Origin of the sequence: Zoogloea sp., from assembly GCF_041908905.1 — a bacterium.
In the GTDB taxonomy this organism is placed as follows: domain Bacteria; phylum Pseudomonadota; class Gammaproteobacteria; order Burkholderiales; family Rhodocyclaceae; genus Zoogloea.
This window is the reverse complement of record NZ_JAYREK010000071.1, coordinates 1-2524: the sequence shown is the minus strand read 5'-3', so window position 1 is coordinate 2524 and position 2524 is coordinate 1. Positions and strand designations below refer to the sequence as shown.

1 protein-coding gene and 1 pseudogene are annotated in these 2524 nt (G+C 67.8%); both read left to right on the top strand.

What is annotated here, in order from left to right:
- Positions 1-344 (top strand): annotated as a pseudogene (locus tag ACE3OU_RS18700) (diguanylate cyclase); the annotation flags it as partial.
- 100 nt (positions 345-444) lie between these two features.
- Positions 445-2524 (top strand): HAMP domain-containing protein (locus ACE3OU_RS18695; protein ID WP_374243067.1); only part of this gene is annotated, 2080 nt, incomplete at its 3' end.

The window sequence follows — 2524 nt, the reverse complement described above, 5'->3', positions numbered from 1 at the left end:
TCGCGGAGGCGAGCCAGGAGCAGAGCGGCGGGATCGAGCAGGTGACGCAGGCGGTGGGCCAGATGGACGAGGTCACCCAGCAGAACGCGGCCCTGGTCGAGGAGGCCGCTGCGGCGGCCGAGAGTCTGCAGGAGCAGTCCCGCGCCCTCGTCCAGTCCGTCTCCCTGTTCCACCTCGGCGGCGCTGCCGCCGCGCGGCGGGTCGGATCTCCGTCGGCTCCGGCAGCCCGGGGCGCCGTCTTGCCCGCGCCGCCGCCGAAGACCGTAAAGATTGGCGCCCCCCTGCCGAAGATCAAAGCACACAGGGCGTCGAACCTCGCCGAGGACGAGTGGGAAGAATTCTGAACGTGCGTCGCCGCCATCAAATCTGAAGCACCCAGGCTGGGAACCCGCAGGCCCGCGATGGCGTGCCTCAGGTGAAGGTCAGGTCCCGAAGGAAGAACAAATGAAAATCAACTTGCCGGTAACCCAGCACGAAATCGAGCTTCAGGAGCACACCCTGATTGTCTCGAAGACCGATCTGAAGGGGCAGATCACCTACATCAACCGCGACTTCCTGCAGATCAGCGGGTTCGCCGAGGATGAGCTGATCGGCAAGGCGCACAACATCGTGCGCCACCCCGACATGCCCGTGGAGGCCTTCGAGGACTTCTGGCGCTCCCTGAAGGCGGGGCGTCCGTGGGTCGGGCTGGTGAAGAACCGTTGCAAGAACGGTGATTTCTACTGGGTCGAGGCGCATGCTGCGCCGATCGTCGAGAACGGGCAGGTCACCGGCTACATGTCGGTGCGTCGCAAGGCGAAGAAGGCTGACATCCAGGCGGCCGAGGCCGCCTATGCCCTGTTCCGCGAGGGCAAGGCCGGCGGCCTGATGATCCGTGACGGCAAGGTCGTCAAGGGCGGGCTGGTCGGTGCCATCCAGGGTGGGTTGGCCAGCCTGAAGGTCCGCAACGCGCTGCTGTTCGCGATGATGACGCTGGCGGCGGTCGTCGTGGTCCAGGGCTACATGGGCATCACCAAGGTCGGCAACGCCCACGACGCGACGGAAAGCCTGTATCAGCAGCGCCTCAAGCCGGCGGTCACGCTGGCCGACATCGCCGCGGCCCAGGGCGAGCTGCGCTCCCAGCTTCTGATGGCCCTGCAGCACGCCCCCGAGAACCCGGCCAGCAAGCTCCATGATCACCCCCTGACCGTCCACCTGGAGGCCATCGACAAATCCGCCGCCGATGCGGAACGCTTGCGCAAGGCCTACGCCACCGAGGCCGACGTCTCGGCCCCCGAGCACCAGGCTCTTTTCGCAGGCTTCTCCGAAGCCGGCCAGGCCCTGACCGGAGGCGCCCTCAAGCAGGCCCGCGAGGCCCTGGTGGAGGGGCGTTTCGACGACGCCGGCAAACTCGTCGCGGCGGAGTTCGACCCGCGCTTCAAGGCTGCCGCGGAAGGTGTCCGCAAGCTGCAGGCGCATCAGCTTGAGCAGGCGGAGGTCCAGAGCCAGCATGAAGGGGCGATCTTCCGCGAGACGGTGATGCTGACCATCGCCGGTGTGCTGATTGCGGCGGTGCTTGCCATTGCGCTGACCTGGTTCCTCGTGCGCCGCATCGGCGCCCCGCTGCAGGCCGCCATCGCCGCCTTCCAGCAGATCGCCCAGGGCAACTTCCGGACGAAGGTCGAGATCGGCCGGCGTGACGAGCTCGGGCTGGTGCTCGACGGGCTTGAGTCGATGCAGACCCGTCTCGGCTTCGACGTCGCCGAGGCGCGCCTCGTCGCCGACGAGATGGCCCAGATCAAGGTTGGCCTGGACACCGTCGAGACCAACGTGCGCATCGCCGATGCGACTGGCCGGGTGATCTACGCCAACCCGGCGCTCCTCAAGACGATCCGCGGCATCGAGAGCGAGATCCGCCGCAACGTGCCGGATTTCAGCGCCGACAACTTCGTCGGCAGCAGCATTGGCCGGCTGTACGCCGACCCCGACGCCGCGCTGGCCCGGCTGGCCAGCCTGAGCACCGTGGCGCGCACGCAGATGGAGATCGGCGGGCGGACCTTCGACGTCGTCACCAGCCCCATCATCGGGGCGAGCGGCGAGCGCCTCGGCTCGGTGGGTGAATGGCGCGACCGGACGGATGAACTGGCCGCCGAGCGGGAAATCAACGCGATGGTGCTGGCGGCCGCCGACGGCGACTTCTCGACCCGGGTGACCACCGAAGGCAAGAGCGGCTTCTTCCACGACATGGCCGTCGGCATGAACCGCCTGATGGAAGGCATCGCCGGCAGCCTGCACGACCTGGCCCGGGTGCTCAACGCGATCGCGCGCGGCGACCTGACGGAGAAGATCACGGCGGAGTACGGCGGCACCTTCGGCCAGCTGAAGGACGACACGAACACGACGGTGGAGCGTCTGCGTGAGGTGGTGGGGCAGATCAAGGAGGCGTCGGAGTCGATCAACACGGCGGCGCAGGAGATCGCGGCGGGCAACGCCGACCTGTCGGCGCGGACCGAAGAGCAGGCGAGCAGCCTGGAAGAGACGGCCA